At 58.6% G+C, this 20295-nt stretch carries 18 protein-coding genes; 11 read left to right on the top strand and 7 right to left on the bottom strand.

All coding sequences use genetic code 11. The annotated features are described in order from the left end of the window. Window positions 1–31 precede the first annotated feature (31 nt). The gene (locus K2Q04_RS05855) at window positions 32–1351 is read left to right on the top strand and encodes a cyclopropane-fatty-acyl-phospholipid synthase family protein (protein WP_291160549.1); all 1320 of its coding nucleotides are present in this window, start codon (window positions 32–34) and stop codon (window positions 1349–1351) included. A 4-nt stretch (window positions 1352–1355) separates the two neighbouring features. Here the strand turns inward: K2Q04_RS05855 and K2Q04_RS05850 are convergent, their stop codons facing one another. Together K2Q04_RS05850 and K2Q04_RS05845 are read right to left on the bottom strand one after the other, a co-directional pair. After that, the gene (locus K2Q04_RS05850; protein WP_291160547.1) at window positions 1356–1793 is read right to left on the bottom strand and encodes a MerR family DNA-binding transcriptional regulator; all 438 of its coding nucleotides are present in this window, start codon (window positions 1791–1793) and stop codon (window positions 1356–1358) included. Further along, window positions 1790–3508 carry a long-chain fatty acid--CoA ligase gene (locus K2Q04_RS05845; protein ID WP_291160545.1) on the bottom strand — a complete coding sequence of 573 codons (1719 nt, stop codon included), beginning with the start codon at window positions 3506–3508 and terminating at the stop codon, window positions 1790–1792. Before K2Q04_RS05845 ends, K2Q04_RS05850 begins: the two co-directional genes overlap by 4 nt. A 316-nt stretch (window positions 3509–3824) precedes the next feature. Here K2Q04_RS05845 and K2Q04_RS05840 point away from each other — a divergent pair, with 316 nt between their 5' ends. The 4 genes from K2Q04_RS05840 (at window position 3825) to K2Q04_RS05825 (ending at window position 7227) form a co-directional block, all read left to right on the top strand. Further along, entirely contained in the window at window positions 3825–4094 is a 270-nt protein-coding gene (locus tag K2Q04_RS05840; RefSeq protein WP_045836129.1) for an acyl carrier protein, read from the top strand. Window positions 4095–4186: 92 nt separating this feature from the next. Beyond that, complete coding sequence (locus K2Q04_RS05835; protein WP_291160543.1) at window positions 4187–5428, top strand: beta-ketoacyl synthase; 1242 nt, start codon at window positions 4187–4189, stop codon at window positions 5426–5428. Between the two features lie 229 nt (window positions 5429–5657). Then, the gene (locus tag K2Q04_RS05830) at window positions 5658–6038 is read left to right on the top strand and encodes a cyclophilin-like fold protein (RefSeq protein WP_092869617.1); all 381 of its coding nucleotides are present in this window, start codon (window positions 5658–5660) and stop codon (window positions 6036–6038) included. 46 nt (window positions 6039–6084) lie between these two features. After that, on the top strand, window positions 6085–7227 hold the full coding sequence (locus tag K2Q04_RS05825; RefSeq protein ID WP_291160541.1) for an alpha-hydroxy acid oxidase: 1143 nt from the start codon (window positions 6085–6087) through the stop codon (window positions 7225–7227). A 6-nt stretch (window positions 7228–7233) separates the two neighbouring features. Here the strand turns inward: K2Q04_RS05825 and K2Q04_RS05820 are convergent, their stop codons facing one another. Beyond that, window positions 7234–8457, bottom strand: a complete 1224-nt coding sequence (locus tag K2Q04_RS05820; protein ID WP_291160539.1) for an MFS transporter — start codon at window positions 8455–8457, stop codon at window positions 7234–7236. A 222-nt stretch (window positions 8458–8679) separates the two neighbouring features. Here K2Q04_RS05820 and K2Q04_RS05815 point away from each other — a divergent pair, with 222 nt between their 5' ends. Then, window positions 8680–9621 carry a glycosyltransferase family 2 protein gene (locus tag K2Q04_RS05815; RefSeq protein ID WP_291160537.1) on the top strand — a complete coding sequence of 314 codons (942 nt, stop codon included), beginning with the start codon at window positions 8680–8682 and terminating at the stop codon, window positions 9619–9621. Window positions 9622–9630: 9 nt separating this feature from the next. On the opposite strand, the gene K2Q04_RS05810 is transcribed toward K2Q04_RS05815, so the two are convergent. After that, complete coding sequence (locus K2Q04_RS05810) at window positions 9631–10719, bottom strand: polysaccharide pyruvyl transferase family protein (RefSeq protein WP_291160534.1); 1089 nt, start codon at window positions 10717–10719, stop codon at window positions 9631–9633. A gap of 198 nt (window positions 10720–10917) precedes the next feature. On the opposite strand from K2Q04_RS05810, the gene K2Q04_RS05805 reads away from it, so the two are divergent. Then, a complete protein-coding gene (locus K2Q04_RS05805) occupies window positions 10918–12117 on the top strand; it encodes a hypothetical protein (RefSeq protein WP_291160531.1) in 1200 nt (399 codons plus the stop codon). Window positions 12118–12143: 26 nt separating this feature from the next. Here the strand turns inward: K2Q04_RS05805 and K2Q04_RS05800 are convergent, their stop codons facing one another. Then, on the bottom strand, window positions 12144–12377 hold the full coding sequence (locus tag K2Q04_RS05800; protein WP_291160528.1) for a hypothetical protein: 234 nt from the start codon (window positions 12375–12377) through the stop codon (window positions 12144–12146). A gap of 163 nt (window positions 12378–12540) precedes the next feature. Here K2Q04_RS05800 and K2Q04_RS05795 point away from each other — a divergent pair, with 163 nt between their 5' ends. Then, entirely contained in the window at window positions 12541–13881 is a 1341-nt protein-coding gene (locus K2Q04_RS05795) for a glycosyltransferase family 4 protein (protein WP_291160525.1), read from the top strand. 26 nt (window positions 13882–13907) lie between these two features. Here the strand turns inward: K2Q04_RS05795 and K2Q04_RS05790 are convergent, their stop codons facing one another. Together K2Q04_RS05790 and K2Q04_RS05785 are read right to left on the bottom strand one after the other, a co-directional pair. Continuing rightward, a complete protein-coding gene (locus tag K2Q04_RS05790) occupies window positions 13908–14942 on the bottom strand; it encodes a glycosyltransferase (protein ID WP_291160523.1) in 1035 nt (344 codons plus the stop codon). A gap of 14 nt (window positions 14943–14956) precedes the next feature. Continuing rightward, window positions 14957–15772, bottom strand: coding sequence for a glycosyltransferase family 2 protein (locus tag K2Q04_RS05785; protein ID WP_291160520.1), 816 nt, complete (start codon window positions 15770–15772; stop codon window positions 14957–14959). Window positions 15773–16060: 288 nt separating this feature from the next. On the opposite strand from K2Q04_RS05785, the gene K2Q04_RS05780 reads away from it, so the two are divergent. The 3 genes from K2Q04_RS05780 (at window position 16061) to K2Q04_RS05770 (ending at window position 20234) form a co-directional block, all read left to right on the top strand. Next, a complete protein-coding gene (locus K2Q04_RS05780; RefSeq protein ID WP_291160518.1) occupies window positions 16061–16993 on the top strand; it encodes a transporter in 933 nt (310 codons plus the stop codon). 459 nt (window positions 16994–17452) lie between these two features. Continuing rightward, window positions 17453–18388 (top strand): formylglycine-generating enzyme family protein, encoded by a 936-nt coding sequence (locus K2Q04_RS05775; protein ID WP_291160989.1) that lies wholly within the window; start codon window positions 17453–17455, stop codon window positions 18386–18388. A gap of 31 nt (window positions 18389–18419) precedes the next feature. Next, a complete protein-coding gene (locus tag K2Q04_RS05770; protein WP_291160515.1) occupies window positions 18420–20234 on the top strand; it encodes an arylsulfatase in 1815 nt (604 codons plus the stop codon). The last annotated feature ends 61 nt before the right edge of the window (window positions 20235–20295 follow it).

The raw sequence follows: 20295 nt of genomic DNA, 5'->3' as shown, positions 1-20295 counted from the left end.
GCTTGCGGCCGAAGGCAAGCGAGGGACGCGCATGAGTGCGAAGGACGACAAGCAACTCGAGGCGGCGCGCGGGCTTGTCCGCGATCTCGCAGGCCGCCTCAATGCCGACGGTTGGGTGCGATTGTGGGACGGCACCCGCCTACCGCTCGGCAGCGCGCCGAAATCGGACTTCGAGATTTCCATTCGCGATCCGGGCGTCATCGGCGCGATCCTCCGCCGGCCATCGCTCGACTCGATCATCCGCCAATACGTCGAGAAGGGCATCGACTTTTCGGGCGGCACCCTCGTCGATTTCGGTTTGGGCCTCCAGGATGGCCGCAAGGCCAAATCCATAAAGATGAAGCCCGGAGAGTTCGCGAGCCTTGCCCTGAAGCTGTCGCCCTTCCTCTTCGCCAAATCCGCGGACGCACGCGACGCTCACGGCTTCGAGGGCGAGATAACCGGCAAGAACCGCAAGACCGAAGACAACAAGGCCTTCATCCAGTTCCACTACGACCTGTCGAACGACTTTTACGCGCTCTTCCTCGATCCCGAGATGGTCTACTCGTGCGCGTACTACACGGATTGGTCGAACGGCGTCGAGCAGGCGCAGCACGACAAGCTCGAGATGATTTGCCGGAAGCTGCGCCTGAAGCCCGGCGAGCGAATGCTCGACATCGGCGCCGGATGGGGCGGCCTCCTGTGCCATGCGGCGAAGAACTACGGCGTCGTCGCGCACGGCGTCACGCTGTCGGAAGAACAGCTCGCGTTTGCGCGCGACAAGGCCAAACGCCTCGGCATCGATGACCGCGTGACGTTCGAACTCAACGATTACTCGAAGCTGACGGGCACCTACGACAAGATCGCCTCGATCGGCATGTACGAGCACATCGGCTTGAAGAACATCCCGGAATACATGCGGAAGGTTCGTTCCCTGCTCGCCGACGACGGCCTGTTCCTCAATCACGCCATCTCGCGCCGCGCACATAAACCGAAAACCGGCTGGCTGAAATCGCGTATGCGCCCTGAAAAGAAGGCGATCGCGAAATACATTTTTCCGGGTGGCGAACTGGACGACATCGGTCATTCGATCGCGGCGATGGAACGGGCAGGGTTCGAGGTCCACGACGTCGAAGGCTGGCGTCTCCATTATGCGCGCACCTGTCAGCTCTGGTGCGAACGCCTGACCGCCAATCGTGAGCAGGCGATCGGCTATGTCGGCGAAGAGAAGTACCGGATTTGGGTCGCGTATCTGGCGGGCGTCAGCTTGGCGTTTTCGCGCGGTACGCTGCGTCTCTTCCAGACGCTCGCATCGAAGTCGGCAAAACCGAACCCCGTTCTGCCGCCGACGCGCGCCGATCTTTATCGCTGAAGGCTCAAGCGTTCTTTTTGAGATGTGCTTCGCAGCGTGCGCGGATCTCGGTGAGGTCCGCCAGCGAGCGCTCGATGTCGTGCCGCTTCGTCTCGATCTCCGCAATTGCCGCCGTCACCTTGTCGAGAAGGTGACGCGTCTGGGCGAGATGCCCGGGATCTGAATCGTAAAGCGAAAGATAGTCGCTCACGTCTTCGACCGTGAAGCCGAGGTTCCTGCCACGCAAAATCAGGATGAGCCGCGCCCGGTCCCGCTTCGAATACCGCCGCGCTGTCCCGATACGCTCCGGCGATATCAGCCCGCGGCTCTCGTAGAAGCGGATCGTCCGCGTTGTAATACCGAATTCTTTGGCGAGCGCCGAAATGGTGTAGGAGGGCTCGTGATGCGCGTCCTGATGGGCGCCCCGAGCCGGCGGAAGCGCGTTCGCGGTTTTGCCGGTCATGACGCCGGGCGGCCGCGCATGGCTTCCTCGGCGGCCAACTCCTTTTTGGAAAGCTTGCCGATCATCGTCTTGGGCAAGCTATCGCGAAACTCGATTGCGGCCGGCATCTCGATCTTGGAGATCTTCGGCTCCAGATGCTTGAGAATGTCTGCCGCCGTTGCCGACATCCCGCTTTTCAACTTGATGAAAGCTTTGGGTGCTTCGCCCCGGTAGTCGTCCGCGATACCGATGACCGTCACTTCTTCGACTGCCGGATGCGTATAGATCGCCTCCTCGATGCGCCGCGGATAGACGTTGTAACCCGAGCAAATAATGAGATCCTTGATCCGGTCGACAATCGAGAAATACCCGTGTTCGTCCATGATCGCGACGTCGCCCGTGCGCAGGAACTCTCCGACGAACTGCTTTTCGGTCTCGGCCGGCTTTTTCCAGTAGCCCTTCATGATCTGCGGGCCCTTGGCGCAAAGTTCGCCGCGCTCGCCTTGCGCCACTTCCTTGGTCGGGTCTTCGATATCGCGAAGCGAAATGGTCGTGCCGGGCATCGGCGGCCCAATGGAGCCGGCCACGGGTTCTCCCTGAACGGGATTGCAGGTCAGCACGGGAGAGGCCTCGGAAAGTCCGTAGCCTTCGACGACCTTTGCTCCCGACACCGCCTCAAACTTGAGCTTGACCTCCATGGGCAGCGGAGCCCCGCCCGAAAGACAAAAGCGCAGCGATGAGACGTCGTATGATTTGAATTTGGGATAGTTGAGCATCGCCGTGAACATCGTCGGCACCGCTGGCAAAACAGTCGGCCGCTCGCGGTTGAGGAGTTTGAGAACTTCGACGAGCTGAAACCGCGGAATCAATATGATCTTGGCCGCGAGTTCGACTCCGAGGTTCATCACGACGGTCATCGCGAAAACGTGGAACAGAGGCAGCGCTCCGAGGATGCTTTCGGTTCCGGGCTCCAGATCGACGCCCCACGCCGCGATCTGCGCGGCGTTCGCGGTCAGGTTTGCGTGCGTCAGCATCGCGCCCTTGGGCGTGCCCGTGGTGCCGCCGGTGTACTGCAGCACCGCGACATCTTCGTCCGGATCGATGGCGACGGGCGTCATCGGCGCGGATGTCGCGGCCAGCGTTAGGCCATTGATGACGCGATCGGCCGCGCGCGACGCTCGAACGTCCGCGACATCTTTCCTTTTGAAGAGGCGAAAGAGCACAGATTTTAGCGGCGGGAGCACGCTGGCGAACGGAATGACGACCGATCGCGCAATAACGCCGCTGAGCATCAGTGCCTCAGCCTTGGAAAATAGCAGGCTGAGATCATGCGTTATCATGATCTCAGTTTCGCTATCCTTGACTTGGAAGGTTAGCTCTTCGAGAGTATAAAGAGGATTGAAATTGACGACTGTGCCGCCCGCTTTCAGTATTGCAAAATAATAGACAACGAACGTCGGAGTGTTTGGAAGTAGGAGACCGACCTTAGTGCCGCGCTTTACTCCAATTGACTGCAGGCCGGCCGCGACCCGATCAACCTCCGATGCGAGCATCGAATAGCTCGTTGTCCGGCCGAGAAAGCTAATGGCGGGATTACCGGGAAACTCATTCGCTGCACGTTCGAGGAGCTCCGGCACCGTCCGCTTCGGTATTGGCATGTGCCAATCGACGCCGCGCGGGTAATGATCGACCCACAGGGGAGATATCATCGTCGCCTGAGTTGTTTCGGGTTTCATATCCGTCCGGTATGTTTGGAATTTATGTTGTCCGGATCCCGTTTACTTCGCAGAACTTTCGAACGCTTGCGGCGCTCGCTTAATATTAGTCAAATTCGGCTTCCGAAAGCTAGCGCTCGATCAAACCTATCCCCGCTAGGATGGTACAACTTTGGCACCCCAGCGGGGTCCCGGATGGTGCGCGACGGTCCGCGTCTAGACTTGCCGGTTGTTTAAGGATAAGTGACCCCCCCGCTTGCTGAAGAAATGGTCTTGGCTTAGGTAGATGCCAAGCAAAACTGGCCCATCGCAGACATTGCGAGGGTGGGAGAGGCCGATGGACGAAGTCGCGACGAAGGTTATCGAAATCCTCAAGAAGCATATGAAGGAGCCGCGCGACGACATCTCGCTCGACACCCAGCTAACAGATCTCAAGATCGAGTCTCTTGATCTTGCGATGATCGTATTCGACATCGAAGATGGCTTTGGGATCGAGATCCCATACAACGCCAACGAAGAAGTCGAAGCCTTCAAGACTGTTGGCTCGGTCGTGGATCGGGTGAAGTCGCTGATCGCCGCGAAGCAGGCTTCCGCAGCCAAAGCTTAACGGTCTCGCGGCGTCTTCGGACGTAACGGGTATGAATGCCGGAGGCCCCTCATGGGGCTTCTGCGCGTTCGTCAGAGAAGAAAGATTGATTGATGTCGAATGGTAAACCGGGGCGCCGAGTCGTCGTCACGGGCCTCGGAGTTGTAACCCCGATTGGGCAAAACGTTCCTGATTTCTGGGCCAGTTTGAAGGCGGGGAAATCCGGAGTCACCCCGCTCGCCGGATTTCCGTTGGACGATCTCAAGATTCTGATCGCTGCGCAGATCAAGGATTTCGATCCTAAGCAGCGCCTGAAACATTTCAAACGCGATCGCATCATCACGCTTGCCGATCGCTATTCCTGGTTCGCTGCGGCTGCGGCCGACGAAGCGATCAAGATGTCCGGCCTCGAGATGCCGCTGACCAATCCTTATCGCTCGGCTTGCATCATCGGCTCGGGCGCCGGTGGCCTCACAACATTTGAGACCGCCTACCGCGACCTCTTCATTCACAATAAGCGCGCGACTCATCCGTTGACGCTCTTGCGCATTATCGGTTCGTCTGCCGCCGCTCACGTCGGCATCGAATTCGGCGTCAAGGGACCGACGTTCGCAACCTGCTCGGCATGCTCGACGGCAACGCACGCCATCGGCATCGCCCGCGACTACATCCGCGATGGCATGGCCGACGTTGCAATCGCAGGCGCGTCCGAATCCGTCATCAACTACGGAACCATGAAGGCTTGGCAGGCGCTTCACGTTCTCTCGCCGGAAGGCTGCTTCCCGTTTGCGAAGAAGCGCAACGGCACGGTTCTGGCCGATGGCGCGGGTATCCTCGTTCTTGAGAGCCTTGAGCATGCTCAGGCGCGCGGAGCGACCATCCTCGCCGAGCTTTGCGGATACGGCATGGCTTCCGACAGCCAGGACATGGTCAAGCCGACCGTCGAAGGCCCGAGTGTCGCCATGCAGTCGGCCATCGAGGAAGCCGGCCTCACGCCGGACCAGATCGACTACCTCAACGCCCACGGAACGGCGACGGCCGACAACGACATCAACGAGACGAAGGCGATCAAGAACGTCTTCAAGGATCACGCCTACAAGCTTGCGATCTCCTCGACGAAGTCGATGCACGGCCATCCTCTTGGAGCAGGTGGCGGCATCGAAGCCGTCGCGACCATCATGGCGATGCGCGAGAGCTGGGCACCGCCGACCATCGGGCTCGATGAGCCGGGTGAGGGATGCGATCTCGACTACATCCCGAATGTCGGCCGGGAGATGAAGCTCAAGTACACGATGTCGAACTCGCTTGCGTTCGGCGGCCTGAACACATCGCTGGTCTTCGGACCCGCTCCCTGATCGCAGATCCTCTGTGCTTGTCTGAAGGTGCCTCGCAGGTGCTTTTCGCACCTGCAGCATTGGCAATGCACTGCTCGCCAAACGATTCTAGGCAACTTTTGGCCGGCGAGTGGCATTTTGTTCGGGTTCGAAGCCGTGAAGCCCCTTGTGGGCGGACAGCCTCGATGAGAGACTTCGCCTCTGCGACCGCAAACGATCCCGGTCGCGCAGCTGATCGGGATTGTGCGGTATGCGAAAAATCGTCATCCGGGCCGGGGGTGTTGCTATTCGAGCGAGGCTGCTCGACACGCCGACTGCCGAACGCATTTGGGCTGCGCTCCCCATCGAGTCCGCGGCGCGCACGTGGGGCGAAGAAATTTATTTCGACGCGCCGGTTAGCTCGGCTGCTGAGCCTGACGCGCGCGTCCTCGTCAAGGCGGGCGACATTGTCTTTTGGCCCGATGGCGATGCTATCTCAATCGGCTTCGGGCCGACGCCGCTATCGAAAACGCGGGGCGAAATTCGCCTCGCTGGACCTTGCAACGTCTGGGCACAGGCCCTCGATGACGTCCGCCAGCTCAAATCCGTCCACCCCGGCGTAGCCATTTCTGTCAGCGAAGCCGATGCATGATTTCGCTTCACTGAAATTCGGCGGCTGATCTTTTCGGACGGACCGCGTGACACTCGACTCTGTTGCCTGCATCGAAGATCTACGGCGTTTAGCGCACCGTCGGGTGCCGGCCGACGTCATGGGCTATTACGAATCCGGCTCGTACTCGGAGCAAACGCTCCACGCCAATCTCCGCGACCTCGCGAATATCCATATCCGGCAGCGCGTTCTCGCAGGCGCTGACAATCGAAATCTAACGCAAACCATTCTCGGTGAGAAAGCGCGTCTGCCGCTCGCGCTCGCGCCGGTTGGCATGAGCGGATTGGCATATCGCGATGGCGAGATCGCAGCCGCCCGTGCCGCCGAGAAAGCCGGCGTCCCGTATACGCTCAGCACGCTCTCGATCTGCTCGATCGAGGACGTAGCCGCCGCGGTTACGCAGCCGTTCTGGTTCCAGCTCTACTTTATGAAGGACCGCGGCTTCGTTGCCGATCTCATTGCCCGCGCGCGAGCTGCGAAGTGCTCCGCTCTTGTGCTGACGGTCGATCTTCAGGTTCTAGGTCAGCGCCACCGCGACATTCATAGTGGCCTCTCAGTGCCGCCGCGCTTGCGCCTGCGCACGATCGCCAACACGCTTTCGAAACCTGCCTGGATCGCCAATGTCCTCATGGGCAAAAGGAAGTCGTTCGGAAACGTCCAAGGGCGCATCGCCGGGACCGAGGGCCTCGCCTCCTACCGGGATTGGATCGGCAGTCAGTTCGACCAGGCGCTGTCTTGGGACGACGTCGCCTGGGTTCGCGAGAAATGGCCCGGCAAGCTCATTATCAAAGGCATTCTCGACGTCGAAGATGCACGCCTCGCTGCCCGAACAGGAGCGAGCGCAATCGTCGTTTCGAACCACGGCGGCCGCCAGCTCGATGGCGCCGTATCGTCGATCTCCATGCTGCCGCGGATCGCGGACGCGGTCGGATCGGACATCGAGATCATGTTCGACGGTGGTGTTCGATCCGGCCAGGACGTCTTCCGCGCGTTGGCGCTCGGAGCGAAGTCGTGCCTGATTGCGCGCGCCTATCTCTACGGCTTGTGCGCCGCGGGCGAGGCGGGCGTCAGCAAAGCCATCGACATCATCGCCAAGGAGCTCGACGTCACGATGGCGCTCGCCGGCGTACGCACCATCGACGCGATAACACCAAGCACTCTCGAGACCTGAACGAGGCTATTCGAGGCGGGTCAGATCGCGCAGTGCCGGGAAGAGCTTCATCCAGAGCAGCGCCACCGCAATCGTTCCAATGCCGCCGAACACGACCGCTGGGACGGCGCCGAGAAGCGCGGCCATCATCCCGCTTTCGAATTCGCCGAGTTGGTTCGACGCGTTGATGAAAAGGAAATTGACCGCGCCGACACGGCCGCGCATCTCGTCAGGCGTTTTGAGTTGGACCAGCGAAACCCGGATCACGACGCTGATCGTGTCAGCCGCACCCATCACCGCGAGCGCCAGCACCGACAGCCAAAGCGTATGCGAAAGTCCGAAGATCACGGTCGCAACGCCGAATACGATGACCGCTTGGAACATGCGCATTCCAACCCGGTCGATGATCGCGTGGCGACTGAGAAACCCCGTCATCAACAAGGCGCCGACGGCCTGCGCGCCGCGTAGCATTCCGAGACCCCACGGGCCCGTCTGCAGGATGTCGCGAGCGTAGATCGGCAGCAGCGCGGAAGCACCGCCAAGCAGAACAGCAAAGAGATCGAGTGAGATCGTGCCAAGGATGGCGGGATTATTGCGAACGAAATGCAGGCCCGCGAAGAGAGCCCCAGGCGTCGGTGACTCGCGCGCGCTGACCGACCTCTCGATTTTGATCTGGCCATTGAGGATCGCCGCGGTGGCCCAGAAGCCCGCCATGATCGCATAAGGCAACGCAGCGGAAACCCCATAGGAAAGTCCGCCGACGGCCGGACCGGTAATGGCCGCGAGCTGAAACACCCCTGTTGAAAGCGCGGTTGCTTTTTGCAGCATGCCCGTGGGCGCGACAGCTGGCAGCAATGCAGCTGTTGAAGGGCTCTCGAACGCGGCGGCGACACCGAAAAGTGCGACGGCGGCGAAAATCTGCGGCACGGTCAGCCAGCCTTCGTAACTGCCCCACGCGAGAAAGAGCGCGGTAAGTGCCTCGATAAGCTGGCAGAGCTGCATCAATCGCCGGCGGTCATATCGATCCGAAACGTGCCCGGCGACGAACACCAGAATTGCAGTCGGCAGAAATTGCACGAGACCTGCCATGCCGAGAGCAAGTGCGCTGCTCGTCATATCGTAGATCTGCCAGCCGACCGCGACCGTTAGTATCTGCGAGGAAAATTTCGAGAAACCGCGCGCCCAAAGGAAGACCTGCAGCGGTCGATGGCCCCAAAGGCCCGGCGTCTGAGGAAGAATAACAGGTGGCATCGGTTAGCTAATGCCGTCTCCGTCGCGATTTCAATCGAGAACCTTCCGCGGCGACGGATCGCCTCAAGCGACCGCGGAGCCGATGAATTGACGCTCGCAGAGTTATCAACACGGCATTCCAAACATATTGCAACCGCAAGAGGCATTTGGGCGCTTTAAGGCCCGAATCACTTCAGTTTACGACTTCGTCTTCTTGCCATTGACCATGCTGGTGACGAGCAGATGACCGAATTTGTTGTCGCGGTTTGCACAGCGCAGCGACCGGAAATGCTGAGGAGATGTCTGGAAAGTCTCGTGCAACTCACGGCACCGACTGATGCGCGCATTCAGATTATCGTTGTCGAAAATGCCTTGACGCCGGATTCGGCGGAAATCGTGTCCAGCATACAGCAAAAATCGCCGATAGAAATCCACTACCGGCTCGAACAACGATCGGGAATTCCTTTTGCCCGTAACGCTGCGCTCGATTTGGCAACTGCGCTTGGTGCCGACTGGATCGCGCTGATCGACGACGACGAATATGCCGAGCCTGACTGGCTGATAAAACTTTACGAAGGTAGCGTTACATTTGGCGCCGATGTAGCAAGTGGACCCGTCGACCAGATCTGCGTGGGAGAGCCCCCCGATTGGTGGACGCCGCGCATCAGGCCGTGCCGTCCGACGGGAAAAATTCTACGCGGAGCGGCAACCAACAACATTTTGATGCGCGCGCATTTGGTGCGTAAAGACGGCTTGGCGCTACGATTTGACGAACGGTTGCTGGGCGGTTCGGAAGATGTCGAGTTCTTCCGTCGGGCAACAGACAATGGTGCAAAAATCATATGGGTCGCCGAAGCTCGGCTCTGCGAAGAGCTGCCGGCGTCTCGCCTTTCCGTCAAAAAGCGCATTTCGCGGACGTACATGGTCGCGACTTCGCAAGCTCAGGTTTTACGAATTCAGCGCGGAGCCGTCAGGGGCTTTCTGACATTGCTCCCTAAGATAATGCGCGGACTTATCATCGGAAGCTCCGCTTTGCTGTTCAGCGCGATCGTGTGGATTGTTCGCCCCATAGCCGGAAAATCACTGTTCTACAGCGGGGCTCTCCGCATCGTCAAAGCCGCTGGCCAGATCTTGGGCGGCTTTGGATTTTACAGCGCATATTATCGAACCATCGACGGCAGATAATTGCCGTGATCAAGCGCACAAGATCTCTTTGATCGCGGATCGATATCGCGTCTTTTGAGAAATGAGACCTTCTATGATCTCGTCGAAAGATGTCTGGCCGTCCATCAGCGCCTCATATGCCCCGACGACCGTTGGAACCTGCGTTGCGAACGAGGCGTCGTCGGCCAGCATGACGTGCAATCCGCTTGCTCCGATTTGATCTGTGAGTGCGGATTTTTTCTGATCATCGACGGACGATCGGGTGATTTCCTGGCGTCGGCTCAGAACGATGACCGGTACGCCGTGATTGATTGCATTCACAGTGAGGTGATAGACGTCGCTCACAATGAACCGGCATTTTGCGAACGCCTCTAACGCGTCGGAAAAAATCTGCCTCTGCGATACTCTTCGCTTGCCGACGCTCCACGGCACTTCAACAGGGGTCAATCCCGTTGCCTTGATGATAGCGTCGAGTCCCTCGGTGACATCTTGGACCTGGGATCTTGCAAAGCAGTATCCGAAATATTTGCGTTCCCGAAAATCCTCTCGCTTCTCGGGCTCCAGCAAAAACGCCGGGTCAAGTCCGGTCAAAACGTTGCTGCGTGGTGAGCCTCCCGCAGCCTCCACGAGTTCCGCCCCGGACTGGGATTCTCGTGGCAAGATCCGTACTGCACTGTCAGCAAAGGTCTTCAGCGATGCGGAGAGGTTGTGTTGCGAAGCTGCCTCGCGCGATCCAAGAAAGCAGTTGCCGATTGAGGCGACGACCGTGCTCTTCGGCAAGACACTGGAAAGTTCGAGGTGCAGACGAGTCCAGTTGGCGACGCCCTCAGGGGCCGTGCGCGCGTACCGGAACTTGACTTCACGGTTTGCAAAATCCCGTGTGCCGTATACGGGATTGTTCTGGAAATCACCCCAAAAGAGGATGTGTGAGTACTTTGCAAGCTTGTTGGGTGTCCTAGAGACCTGATACTTTAAGGGCAGTCGCCAGCGTCGCTTTTGAAAGTTGATCAGCGTGTGCTCGATATTCCATGCGTCGAACACTCGGCTGGCCGCGAGATCAACCGAGAACATGCCTGTGTTGCCTGGATTGAACGCGCATACGATCCCAACTTTCCGCATTGGCCTTCTGAACTGTCCCGCTGGAATATCACCAAAGTTCCCTGTCAAATACTCGATAGCAATGAACCATGTCGAGCGCTACGAAATGCTCGCGGCTCTCGTCAAACGGCGGATGCACGACAACGTTAGCCACAAATGGCTCTTTGGTTATTGCTGGCCACGAACACGATTTCTTATCCAAGCGATGGACATCTCGAGATGAACTCGATCGCCGCAATTACAGCAGTGCCGCGCATCTTAGGATCACGCATCGAAGTTGATGTCCCGGAAATCGCGGGCACAATTTGGTTCGATTGGAGGGGGCCGGCGAATATCGTCGGTGTCGAGCCTCCGAACGCCAATTTCGCACTGCTGGCGGCGTTGCCGATCGCGATGAATACCGGCAGCAATTTGTACGTTCGGGGCGCGGTCGACGCCAAACTTCTCCAGAATGCCAAACGCTACACAAAAATCTGGTCGCAATGGCGTCCGGATAAATACAAGCAAGCCAAGCTTTTTGCGGAAAGTGAAATTGAAGAAGCGCCCCATCCGGGCTCGCAGCCATGGACGTACCCGTTCTCGGGTGGCGTCGACAGCATGTTCTCCATCTTTGCTAATTGCGCGGGTGACGCGGGACGCGACAACCGCACGCCGGGGAGCGTCTTTCTTGTTCACGGCTTCGACTACCCGTTGTCGGATACGACGTTTTTTCCACTCCTCGAACAGCGCGTATCGGCGATCGCTCAATCTCTAGGTCTGCCTATGCTCGTCTGTTCGACGAATTGGAGAGAGTTCTGCATCCAGTATGAACTCGACACGCAGCTTGGTCTTTCCGCGATCGCTCACACATTAAGCGCGACCCACGCGGGTGCCAGCATTGCCGCAGATTTTACTTTCGGCGAAGACCTCGAGATCATGCCGTGGGGAAACAACCAGTACATGCCGCACCTGCTCGGCTCATCGCGATTTTCAGTTGTCGGCGGAGGCGCAGATACGCTGAGGGTCGATAAGATGGCTTATCTTGCCAAAATCCCTGACGCGCTATCGAGGCTCGGTGTCTGCAGGAAGCCGAATGGCGTGGGCAACCGCCTCAATTGCGAGGAATGTGAAAAGTGCATTCGGACCGCAATGGGCCTTTACGTGGCGACCGGTGACGTCAAGCCGACCTTTTCGCGAATACCGGGTCCATCTCAAATCCTCTCGATCCAAGGTCTATCGGAGGTCGAGTTGATGTTTTGGTACGATATTCTTCGACGCATGCCGCGCCGGGATCGCGCAGCTCGATGGGCAATCACCACACTTTTATCGCGTTCGCGTTTGAACCTTGGGTTCAACGGTATCTTCCAGCCCCTCGAAAAACGATACATCCGCCCGCTTCACGCACGCGTTCGCAGCGCCTTGGGAGTCTGCTCGCACTGATTATCGATTGATTCTGCGAACGACGTTCACTTCGCCTTTCGCGACCGGATGAACTCTGCAATGGCCCGTGTCGCGCGAAAAGCCTGATTGACTGCAGCAACGACGAGCAAGCACGCGCCGAGCCAAAGTATGACCGCTATCGCGTAATCGACGATATTACGGCCATTCCCGAGGACGGCATGAACGATGCCGAAAATGCCCAGCACCACCAGGAAGACCAGCGCGATCGGCGCAAAATCGGGTTGTTCGTCTTGTGGCACCGTCTGATCCCGTCAATGCATGCTGTTGTTGTTGCGCAGATCCATCACGGAATTGCCAGTAACGCAACGCATACAAAACAGTAACAAAACGGACGCTATTCAGCCTTTGCTGACCACCAAGAACTCCCGACGAGCCCATTTTAGCGGCTTGCCGGGAGGCACAATGGGAATTGGTCAAAGGCGGGCGTTTTACCCCGGGCACATCGGGTCGCTGCATCAGGGTTATCAAGCTGAAAGCGGAAGCGGCTTCCACAAGGATCGACCGCGGCCGAGCCGCCTTCTCAACATTCTGACGGCAATCGGACGTACAAAGAACAATGAGCTGGGCAGTTATGCTGCGCCAGGCGATAACGCGGCCGGATCCTCGACGCCGGTGTCCGTACGTGACCTCGAAATCGTCGCGCCGAATTTCACCCGGCGCCTGTCGGGCGTCACGTCCACGCTCGAACGGATTTTGCCAGTTCTGGCGCGCAACGCGAGAATTGCCGCATTGGGCCCGGGGTTGGCGCCCTCGACGCCGAAAATGAGCGTTCTCGATTTGCCAACGCTTTGGCAAAAGCCCGCTGTCGGAGATTACCGGATTTGGCACGCGCGCCGGAATATCGAGATGCTGGCCGGAGTCGTTCTGCGGGACGTGCTTGGCTTTCCCCTGCGGCTTGTGTTCACTTCGGCGTCGCAACGACATCACACGCGCTGGACCCGCTCGCTGATCGCCCGCATGGACGGCTTGATCGCGACGTCCAGCAAAACTGCAATGTACCTCGAGCATCCAGCGACAGTGATTGGCCACGGCATCAACGCCGACGCATTTCACCCGGCTCAAAATCGGGCTGCCGCGCGCGACGAGCTTGGTCTTCCCGACTTGAAGCTGGTTGGCTGCTTCGGCCGCATTCGCCCCGGAAAAGGTAGCGATGTTTTCGTCGACGCAATGCTCCGCGTACTGGCGTCGCGCCCCGGCGTCGGCGCGGTATTGGTAGGGCGCGCAACCTTCGCACATACGGACTTTCTTGAAGGGCTTCGCGCCAAGATAGCGGCCGCAGGGCTTAACGAACGGCTCCTGATTTTACCGGAAGTCGGAACGTCGGAAATGCCGCGCTGGTATCGCGCGCTTGATATCTTTGTCGCTCCGCAACGATGGGAAGGATTTGGGGTCACCCCGCTCGAAGCTATGGCAAGTGGCTTGCCGGTCGTCGCAACGACGGTCGGAGCTTTTCCTGAGATCGTGGCCGATGATACCGGCATTCTGGTCGCGCCCTCGGATGTGGAGGCGCTAGCGGCCGCCACGGCCCGCCTGTTGGATGATCCGGGACGTGCTGCCGAAATGGGAGCAGCTGGCCGCGCCCGCGTCGCGACAGAGTTCTCGATTGAAACCGAAGCAGGCAAGATCCTCGAAGTTTATCGAGCCTTGTTGCGACACCCGTCGGCCGCGGAAGCGAGCGCAAGGGGTCTCGATGGTCTGCCGCTTGCCGACGCGGAATATTCGCACAGCAACCAAACGCATTGAGCAAGGGACAGCTAGAGGAGGCAAGCCTACGCTTGCGTCGGCGGCTTCTGCTTGAAGAGATCGATGTAGGCGTTGGCGACCGCCTCTTCGGAAAACCAGTCTGAAAGTGTGCTATTGCCATTTTCGGCAATTCGGGCCGCGAGATCCGGGTTGGCGATCAATCGCGCGATCGCGTTCGAAAAACCTTTCACATCGCCGATGTCGACGAGCAATCCGTTCTCGCCATCCCGCATAAACCAGGACGGCCCTTCGGCGCGGCTTGATACAACGGGCTTCTGTTGCGCCCACGCTTCGAGGATGACGTTTCCGAGCGGCTCGTGGCTCGATGGCATAACAAAGATGTCGGCAGCAGCGAGATACGGGCGCGGATCGGATTGCCATCCGAGAAATCGCATCCGATCCAGCATGCCAAGATCCATTGCGAGCTTTTCAAGATTGGCGCGCTCTTCGCCGTCGCCTGCGAGCCAGAGATGAACGCCCGGCAGCAGCGCAACAGCCGCGATAAGCTGCGCAAAGCCCTTACGCTCGACAAAGCGCCCCATGGACATGACCACAGGCGCGGAACGCGGCGTGCCGAGTGCAGTGCGATCGGCGGGAACGGCACGATCGGTGTCCGTGAAGTTGGAAATGACCTCAATGCCGCGCGTCCATCCCATCTTTCGCACGTGCTCGCCGATCGCCGGTGTATTGCAGACGAGGACATCGCAATTTTTGAAATAGCTGAGATTTGTCGGGAAATCGCCGAGCCGCGATATCCGGATGCAGTCCTTGTAATTCGGCATGAGGCGGCTTGCCCTCGTAGCCCATGCGAAAAGCGCGTCAGGCTTCGTCTCGCGAGCGATGCGCTTGACCTTGAGCGGCAACAGAATCCGTTCGGGCGATAGATTGCGGAAGTTGCTTTCGATGATGTTTGCCAGACCTTCGATCTCGCCGCGCCAGCTCCTGTCTTTGCGAATGACGACGGTTTGCTCGAGGCCGCGGCGAGAGAGTGCGCGGACGAGATGGACGAAAAAGCGTTCCGCGCCACCGTCCTTGCCGAAGTGATAGTGCATCACGTGCATTCGCAAACCCGCATTTAGCCGGCTGAGTCGACGGTGGGACGGCGCTTCATTGCGTGACGTTGATAAATTTTAGCTTGGGTCAAGAACGCATACACCGCGCCGGTCGCAGACTGGATGAAGCCCGGAGCGCCGCAGCGCCATAGACCGTGTCTAAAATAAAGCCGGAGGAAATAAATCGGCGGACTGAAGATAAGCTTCATCACGCTCGCAGGCTTTCCTTCAGCCACCTGCTGATCCGCCTTGAGGGTGGAGTAGCGATTTTCCTTCAGAATCTGCTCATCCATGATGAGCGGACGAAAATGCAGGATGCTGCCCGCCTCGGCATCGTTGACCTGCCCCGAGGGGACAATGCCCTCGTGAACCGTCTGCGATAGATCGTAAGCGCCTTTGCCTTTCCGGATAAGACGAAGGTTTTTGCGCTCACGCACGTGCTCCGGCGTGTAGCCGAGACCGATCAAATAGGGCCGCCGCGCCACCCGCCAGCCAACGACGGCGGTGTCCGCACGGATCAGCTCCGGGAACGCCTTGATGAGTGTCGCATCCAAACGTTCGTCGGCATCAATGTTGAGAGCCCAAGGCTGGTTGCATTGATCGAGCGCGAACTGCTTCTGCGCCGCATAACCGCGCCAGGCTTCCTGAAACACGCGTATCGGCCATCCCTTGTCGACGTAGGTGCGGATCAACGCGAGCGTGCCGTCCGTCGATCCGGAATCGACGACGACGATCTCCGCGCAATTGGCGAGGCTCTCTATGCATTTGCCGAGATAGCGCTCTTCGTTGAGGCAAATGATAAACGCAGAAATGGGAAGACGAGGCACGGCATCGTCCATAAGCGGTCTCCGCAAAGCCCGGAAGATATAAACGCAGCGCGCGCGAGCGCAATGCGCGTCTGCATTTCCAATGCGTTGGAATAGTTACAGACTTGTATGATTTCGACTTCGATCACAGCGCGACGGGCGTCGACAACAAGAGTGGGGCGCGTGCCGAAGCCACGGGGTGAATGCTTTATCTCAGCTCAATGAATAACATCGCACCGTGCCATTCCCGCTACAGCAGGCAGCATATGAGTCAAGTACGCTTTTTCGGCTGCTGTTGCGTTCTTAGGAAGGGTTCCAAGAATGCGAACGAGCATGGCGATCGTTATCGGCGGCGCGCTCTCCATGGGCCTCGATTCGAGTGCCGACGCCGCCGAATTCGGCTTTTCGTCATACGGGCTTGGCGGATCAGCTTTCGGCGCCGGTGCCACCCCACCGCCCGGCACCTACGTGTCTTTCGTCAGTGGCTATTACGAAGGCAAAATCAATGCGCCTGTGACTTTGGGCGGAGTTACATTGAACGTCGGCAGCAGAGTTCAGTTCTTCCAAGAAGCGGTGAATGGCCTTTACGTCCCCAAGCAGAAAATTCTGGGCGGAAACCTCGGGCTCGCGGTAACGGTGCCTGTCGGCCATATCGATCTGAAGGCAGCCGTCACTGGTCCGCTCGGCAACACGTTCGAAGAGGAAACATCGGGCGGGGGCCTTGGTGACTTAACGGCACGCATTCAGCTCGGTTGGCAAGAAGCCGATTTTGCCCATACCGTTTATTTTCAGGGTGTCGCCCCAACCGGGCGATACGCCGTCGGCTTCGAGCCCAACATCGGCCTTAATCGGCCGGGCATCGATGGTGGATGGGCTTTCACGTGGACTGAGAAAACAACGAAGCTCCAGTTCAACAGCACGTTGGGCATCACTTACAATTTCAACAATGACGCCACCGACTATTTGAGCGGCATCGATTTTCACCACGAGTGGGCGATCGGCCGTGACATCTCTAAGGGGCTCATGATCGGCATCGTCGGATATGACTATCGTCAGTTGACGGGCGACTCTGGATCCGGCGCCCGGCTAGGTTCGCTTCAGGGAAGCGTCGACGCAATCGGTGGCGGCTTGACCTACACGACGATGGCGAACGGTGCGCCTTTGATACTCAGCGCACGTCATTATGAGGAGTTTGCCGTCGAGCGCCGATGGAGCGGCAGCATGACAATTCTGTCCGGCACCATTCGATATTGACGTCCGCAAATCTAAATATTCGTACTTTGTATTTACCATGAGACGCAATCCGCTGCGCCGCGGCGACCTATTCGTTTGACTGCATTGGCCGCCCATTCGACAGTGACTTGGGACGGGCAGGGCGACTACGCATCCAGAGCGAGGCTGGAAATGCGGTTAGCCTTTGTCGGATTGTTAAATCGATTGTTTGAATCGATTTCACGTTTTTCTCTTTCCTCAACGCGCTTTTGGACTGCCGCATCGCGCAGCGTTGCCTCGACTTACGCAACGCTAAGTGGGGGGAAGCGGCGCACGGTGTCGACCACCAGACACCCATCACAAGCCTTCATTTGTAGCAATTCCAGCAACTTTCCAGTTCGGACATTTCGCGCAGAAATGTAACGCATCAACTCGTGTCCAAACGGCAGAGGTACGATGGTTGCCAACCACGCAGATGTCCAAGATATCGCCCACGAGACGATGACGAACGCGCATCGCAAGGGCATGGTTTTTATACCCGGCGGCATCTTTGCCATGGGGTCGAACCGGCATTACCCGGAAGAAGCACCCTCCCATCGCGTTGCTATCGATGGCTTCTGGATCGATGAGACGCCTGTCACGAACGCCGAATTCCGAAAGTTCGTTGAAGAAACGGGCTACATCACATTCGCAGAAATCGCGCCCACGGCCAAAGACTACCCCGGTGCCCTGCCGCACATGCTGAAGGCCGGATCGCTTGTCTTCCGTCCTCCTGCGGGGCCCGTCGGTCTAAACGACTGGAGCCAATGGTGGGAGTTTCGTTTCGGCGCGAATTGGCGTCACCCTTACGGCAAGGGCTCGTGGATCAAGGGGCAAGACGATCACCCCGTCGTCCACGTCGCCTACAAAGACGCAGAGGCATACGCCAAGTGGGCGGGAAAGGAGTTGCCGACGGAAGGCGAATGGGAATACGCCGCGCGCGGAGGCTTGGAGGGCGCCGAATTTGCCTGGGGCGGTGAGTTGACGCCCAACGGCCAGCACATGGCCAACACGTGGCAAGGCAACTTTCCTCACGAAAATCTCGAACTCGATGGCTTCGCGCGAACATCGCCGGTCAAGACGTTTCCGCCGAACGGCTATGGACTCTTCGATATGATCGGAAACGTCTGGGAGTGGACGACCGATTGGTATGCGCCAAAGCATCCAGCGGATGCTGCGAAAGCCTGCTGCATTCCCGAAAATCCGCGAGGCCCGAGCAAGGAGCGAAGTTTCGATCCGCAGCAGCCGAATATCCGCATTCCGCGGAAAGTTTTGAAAGGGGGCTCGCATCTTTGCGCGCCCAACTATTGCCGTCGCTACCGTCCCGCAGCGCGCCATCCGGAGCCAGTCGATACATCGACAAGCCATGTTGGATTCCGGTGCGTCATCCGAAAATAAAAAAAGCGAAAATCAGCAGTGGAGCCCTCCGATGAGTGTTGACGCGAAGGACAGAAAAGACGACGCACAGACCGAACTTCAGTGCGCCCTGGATCGCCGACATGTTCTGAGGAGCGGGGCATCTTTGCTCGCTCTATCGACGGCACTGACCGCCGGCGCGGCGGCGCAGGAAACCCAGCCAGCGGGACCAACCGCGGCGCCTTCGTCCGCCGGAAAGCCCAATATTCTTGTCCTTTGGGGCGATGATATCGGCATCGCGAATCTCAGCACGTACTCAAATGGGCTGATGGGATACGAGACCCCGAACATCGATCGGATCGCCAAGGAAGGGTTGAAGTTCCAGCACTACTACGGCGAGCAATCCTGCACAGCTGGCCGCTCGGCATTCCTGACCGGCCAGCACATCATGCGCAGCGGATTGAGCAAGGTCGGATTTCCCGGCGCACCGATGGGCATGAGCCAGCTTGACCCATCGATTGGCGGCCTGCTGAAAAATCTTGGCTACGCAACCGGACAGTTCGGCAAGAACCACGTCGGTGACCGCAATGAGTCATTGCCCACCGTCAATGGGTTCGATGAGTTCTTCGGCAACCTCTACCATCTCAACGCCGAGGAAGAGCCAGAACTGCCCGATTATCCCAAGGACCCGGCCTATCGCGCCAAGTTCGGCCCCCGCGGCGTTCTGAAGTGCAAAGCGACGGACGTCGACGACCCGACTGTCGATCCGCGCTTCGGCAAAATAGGTAAGCAGACGATCGAAGACACGGGCGCGCTCACCAAGAAGCGCATGGAAACGATTGACGACGAAACGTCATCGGCGGCTATCGACTACATGAAGCGACAGCACGCTGCGGGCAAGCCATTTTTCGTCTGGTTCAATTCCACGCGCATGCACTTGCGGACGCACGTCCGTCCCAGTCACCGCGGCCGGTATACGCATGGAGACAGCGAGTACATCGACGGCATGATGGAGCACGATGACACCATAGGCACGCTGCTCAAAGCGCTGGACGACATGGGGATCGCCGACAACACGATTGTTGTTTATTCGAGCGACAACGGCCCCCACATGAACACGTGGCCAGACGGGGCCATGACTTGGTTCCGCTCGGAGAAGAACACAAACTGGGAAGGCGCCTTCCGCGTGCCCTGCCTGGTTCGCTGGCCGGGAAAAATTAAGCCCGGAACCGTCACGAACGAACTGATGAGCCACAACGATTGGATCCCGACGCTCTGCTCCATCGCGGGTGAGCCGGACATCGTCAACAAACTCAAAGCAGGCTACACGGCAAACGGCATCAACTACAAAGTTCACCTTGATGGCTATGACCAGTCGGCGTTCCTGAAGGCCGTAAGCGGAAGCGCGACGAACAACAACGGGAAGAAAAGCGCGCGCAACAATTTCTTCTATTCCAACGACGACGGCCTGCTGGTCGCCTATCGCAAGGAGGACCTCAAGTACGTTTATTCCGAGCAGCGCATGGAAGGCACGATGGGCCTGTGGGCCGAGCCTTTCACAACGCTTCGCCTGCAGAAAATATTCAACCTCTTTCAAGACCCATTCGAACGGGCTGACATCACGTCCAACACGTTCTGGGATTGGCAGCTCAATCACGTCGGGGGCGTATATGGGACGATGGACGACGTCTTCCAATTCGCTTCATCGTTTAAAGACTTCCCGCCACGCTCGTTCCCGCCGAGCTTTAATCCGGCCAATATCCTGGACGAGGAAATGGACCAGATTAAACGGCAGGAGGCGTTCAAGAAGAACTTGGACCTCGACCGCATTCGCGGCGGCTTGAACAGGATGATCGACGAGCAGCTTCAACAGCGGGGCATGCAGTAGCTGCCGGGCATAGGCTCGCGCTGGTCGCGCTCGATCGCGGGGAGCGGTCCAGCGCGCCCCG

The sequence above is a fragment of the Hyphomicrobium sp. genome (assembly GCF_019753045.1).
Classification (GTDB): domain Bacteria; phylum Pseudomonadota; class Alphaproteobacteria; order Rhizobiales; family Hyphomicrobiaceae; genus Hyphomicrobium_B.
Note: the sequence above shows the minus strand (reverse complement) of the source record. Positions and strands in the feature narration are given on the sequence as shown.

Bases quoted from the DNA above. Each gene is read 5' to 3' on its own strand.
- K2Q04_RS05795 (WP_291160525.1), top strand. From the start codon at position 12,541: ATGGGAATTGGTCAAAGGCGGGCGTTTTACCCCGGGCACATCGGGTCG.
- K2Q04_RS05810 (WP_291160534.1), bottom strand. From the start codon at position 10,719: ATGCGGAAAGTTGGGATCGTATGCGCGTTCAATCCAGGCAACACAGGC.
- K2Q04_RS05855 (WP_291160549.1), top strand. From the start codon at position 32: ATGAGTGCGAAGGACGACAAGCAACTCGAGGCGGCGCGCGGGCTTGTC.
- K2Q04_RS05815 (WP_291160537.1), top strand. From the start codon at position 8,680: ATGACCGAATTTGTTGTCGCGGTTTGCACAGCGCAGCGACCGGAAATG.
- K2Q04_RS05785 (WP_291160520.1), bottom strand. From the start codon at position 15,772: ATGGACGATGCCGTGCCTCGTCTTCCCATTTCTGCGTTTATCATTTGC.
- K2Q04_RS05830 (WP_092869617.1), top strand. From the start codon at position 5,658: ATGCGAAAAATCGTCATCCGGGCCGGGGGTGTTGCTATTCGAGCGAGG.
- K2Q04_RS05790 (WP_291160523.1), bottom strand. From the start codon at position 14,942: ATGCACGTGATGCACTATCACTTCGGCAAGGACGGTGGCGCGGAACGC.
- K2Q04_RS05770 (WP_291160515.1), top strand. From the start codon at position 18,420: ATGAGTGTTGACGCGAAGGACAGAAAAGACGACGCACAGACCGAACTT.
- K2Q04_RS05805 (WP_291160531.1), top strand. From the start codon at position 10,918: ATGAACTCGATCGCCGCAATTACAGCAGTGCCGCGCATCTTAGGATCA.
- K2Q04_RS05775 (WP_291160989.1), top strand. From the start codon at position 17,453: ATGACGAACGCGCATCGCAAGGGCATGGTTTTTATACCCGGCGGCATC.
- K2Q04_RS05840 (WP_045836129.1), top strand. From the start codon at position 3,825: ATGGACGAAGTCGCGACGAAGGTTATCGAAATCCTCAAGAAGCATATG.
- K2Q04_RS05845 (WP_291160545.1), bottom strand. From the start codon at position 3,508: ATGAAACCCGAAACAACTCAGGCGACGATGATATCTCCCCTGTGGGTC.
- K2Q04_RS05850 (WP_291160547.1), bottom strand. From the start codon at position 1,793: ATGACCGGCAAAACCGCGAACGCGCTTCCGCCGGCTCGGGGCGCCCAT.
- K2Q04_RS05835 (WP_291160543.1), top strand. From the start codon at position 4,187: ATGTCGAATGGTAAACCGGGGCGCCGAGTCGTCGTCACGGGCCTCGGA.
- K2Q04_RS05820 (WP_291160539.1), bottom strand. From the start codon at position 8,457: ATGCCACCTGTTATTCTTCCTCAGACGCCGGGCCTTTGGGGCCATCGA.
- K2Q04_RS05780 (WP_291160518.1), top strand. From the start codon at position 16,061: ATGCGAACGAGCATGGCGATCGTTATCGGCGGCGCGCTCTCCATGGGC.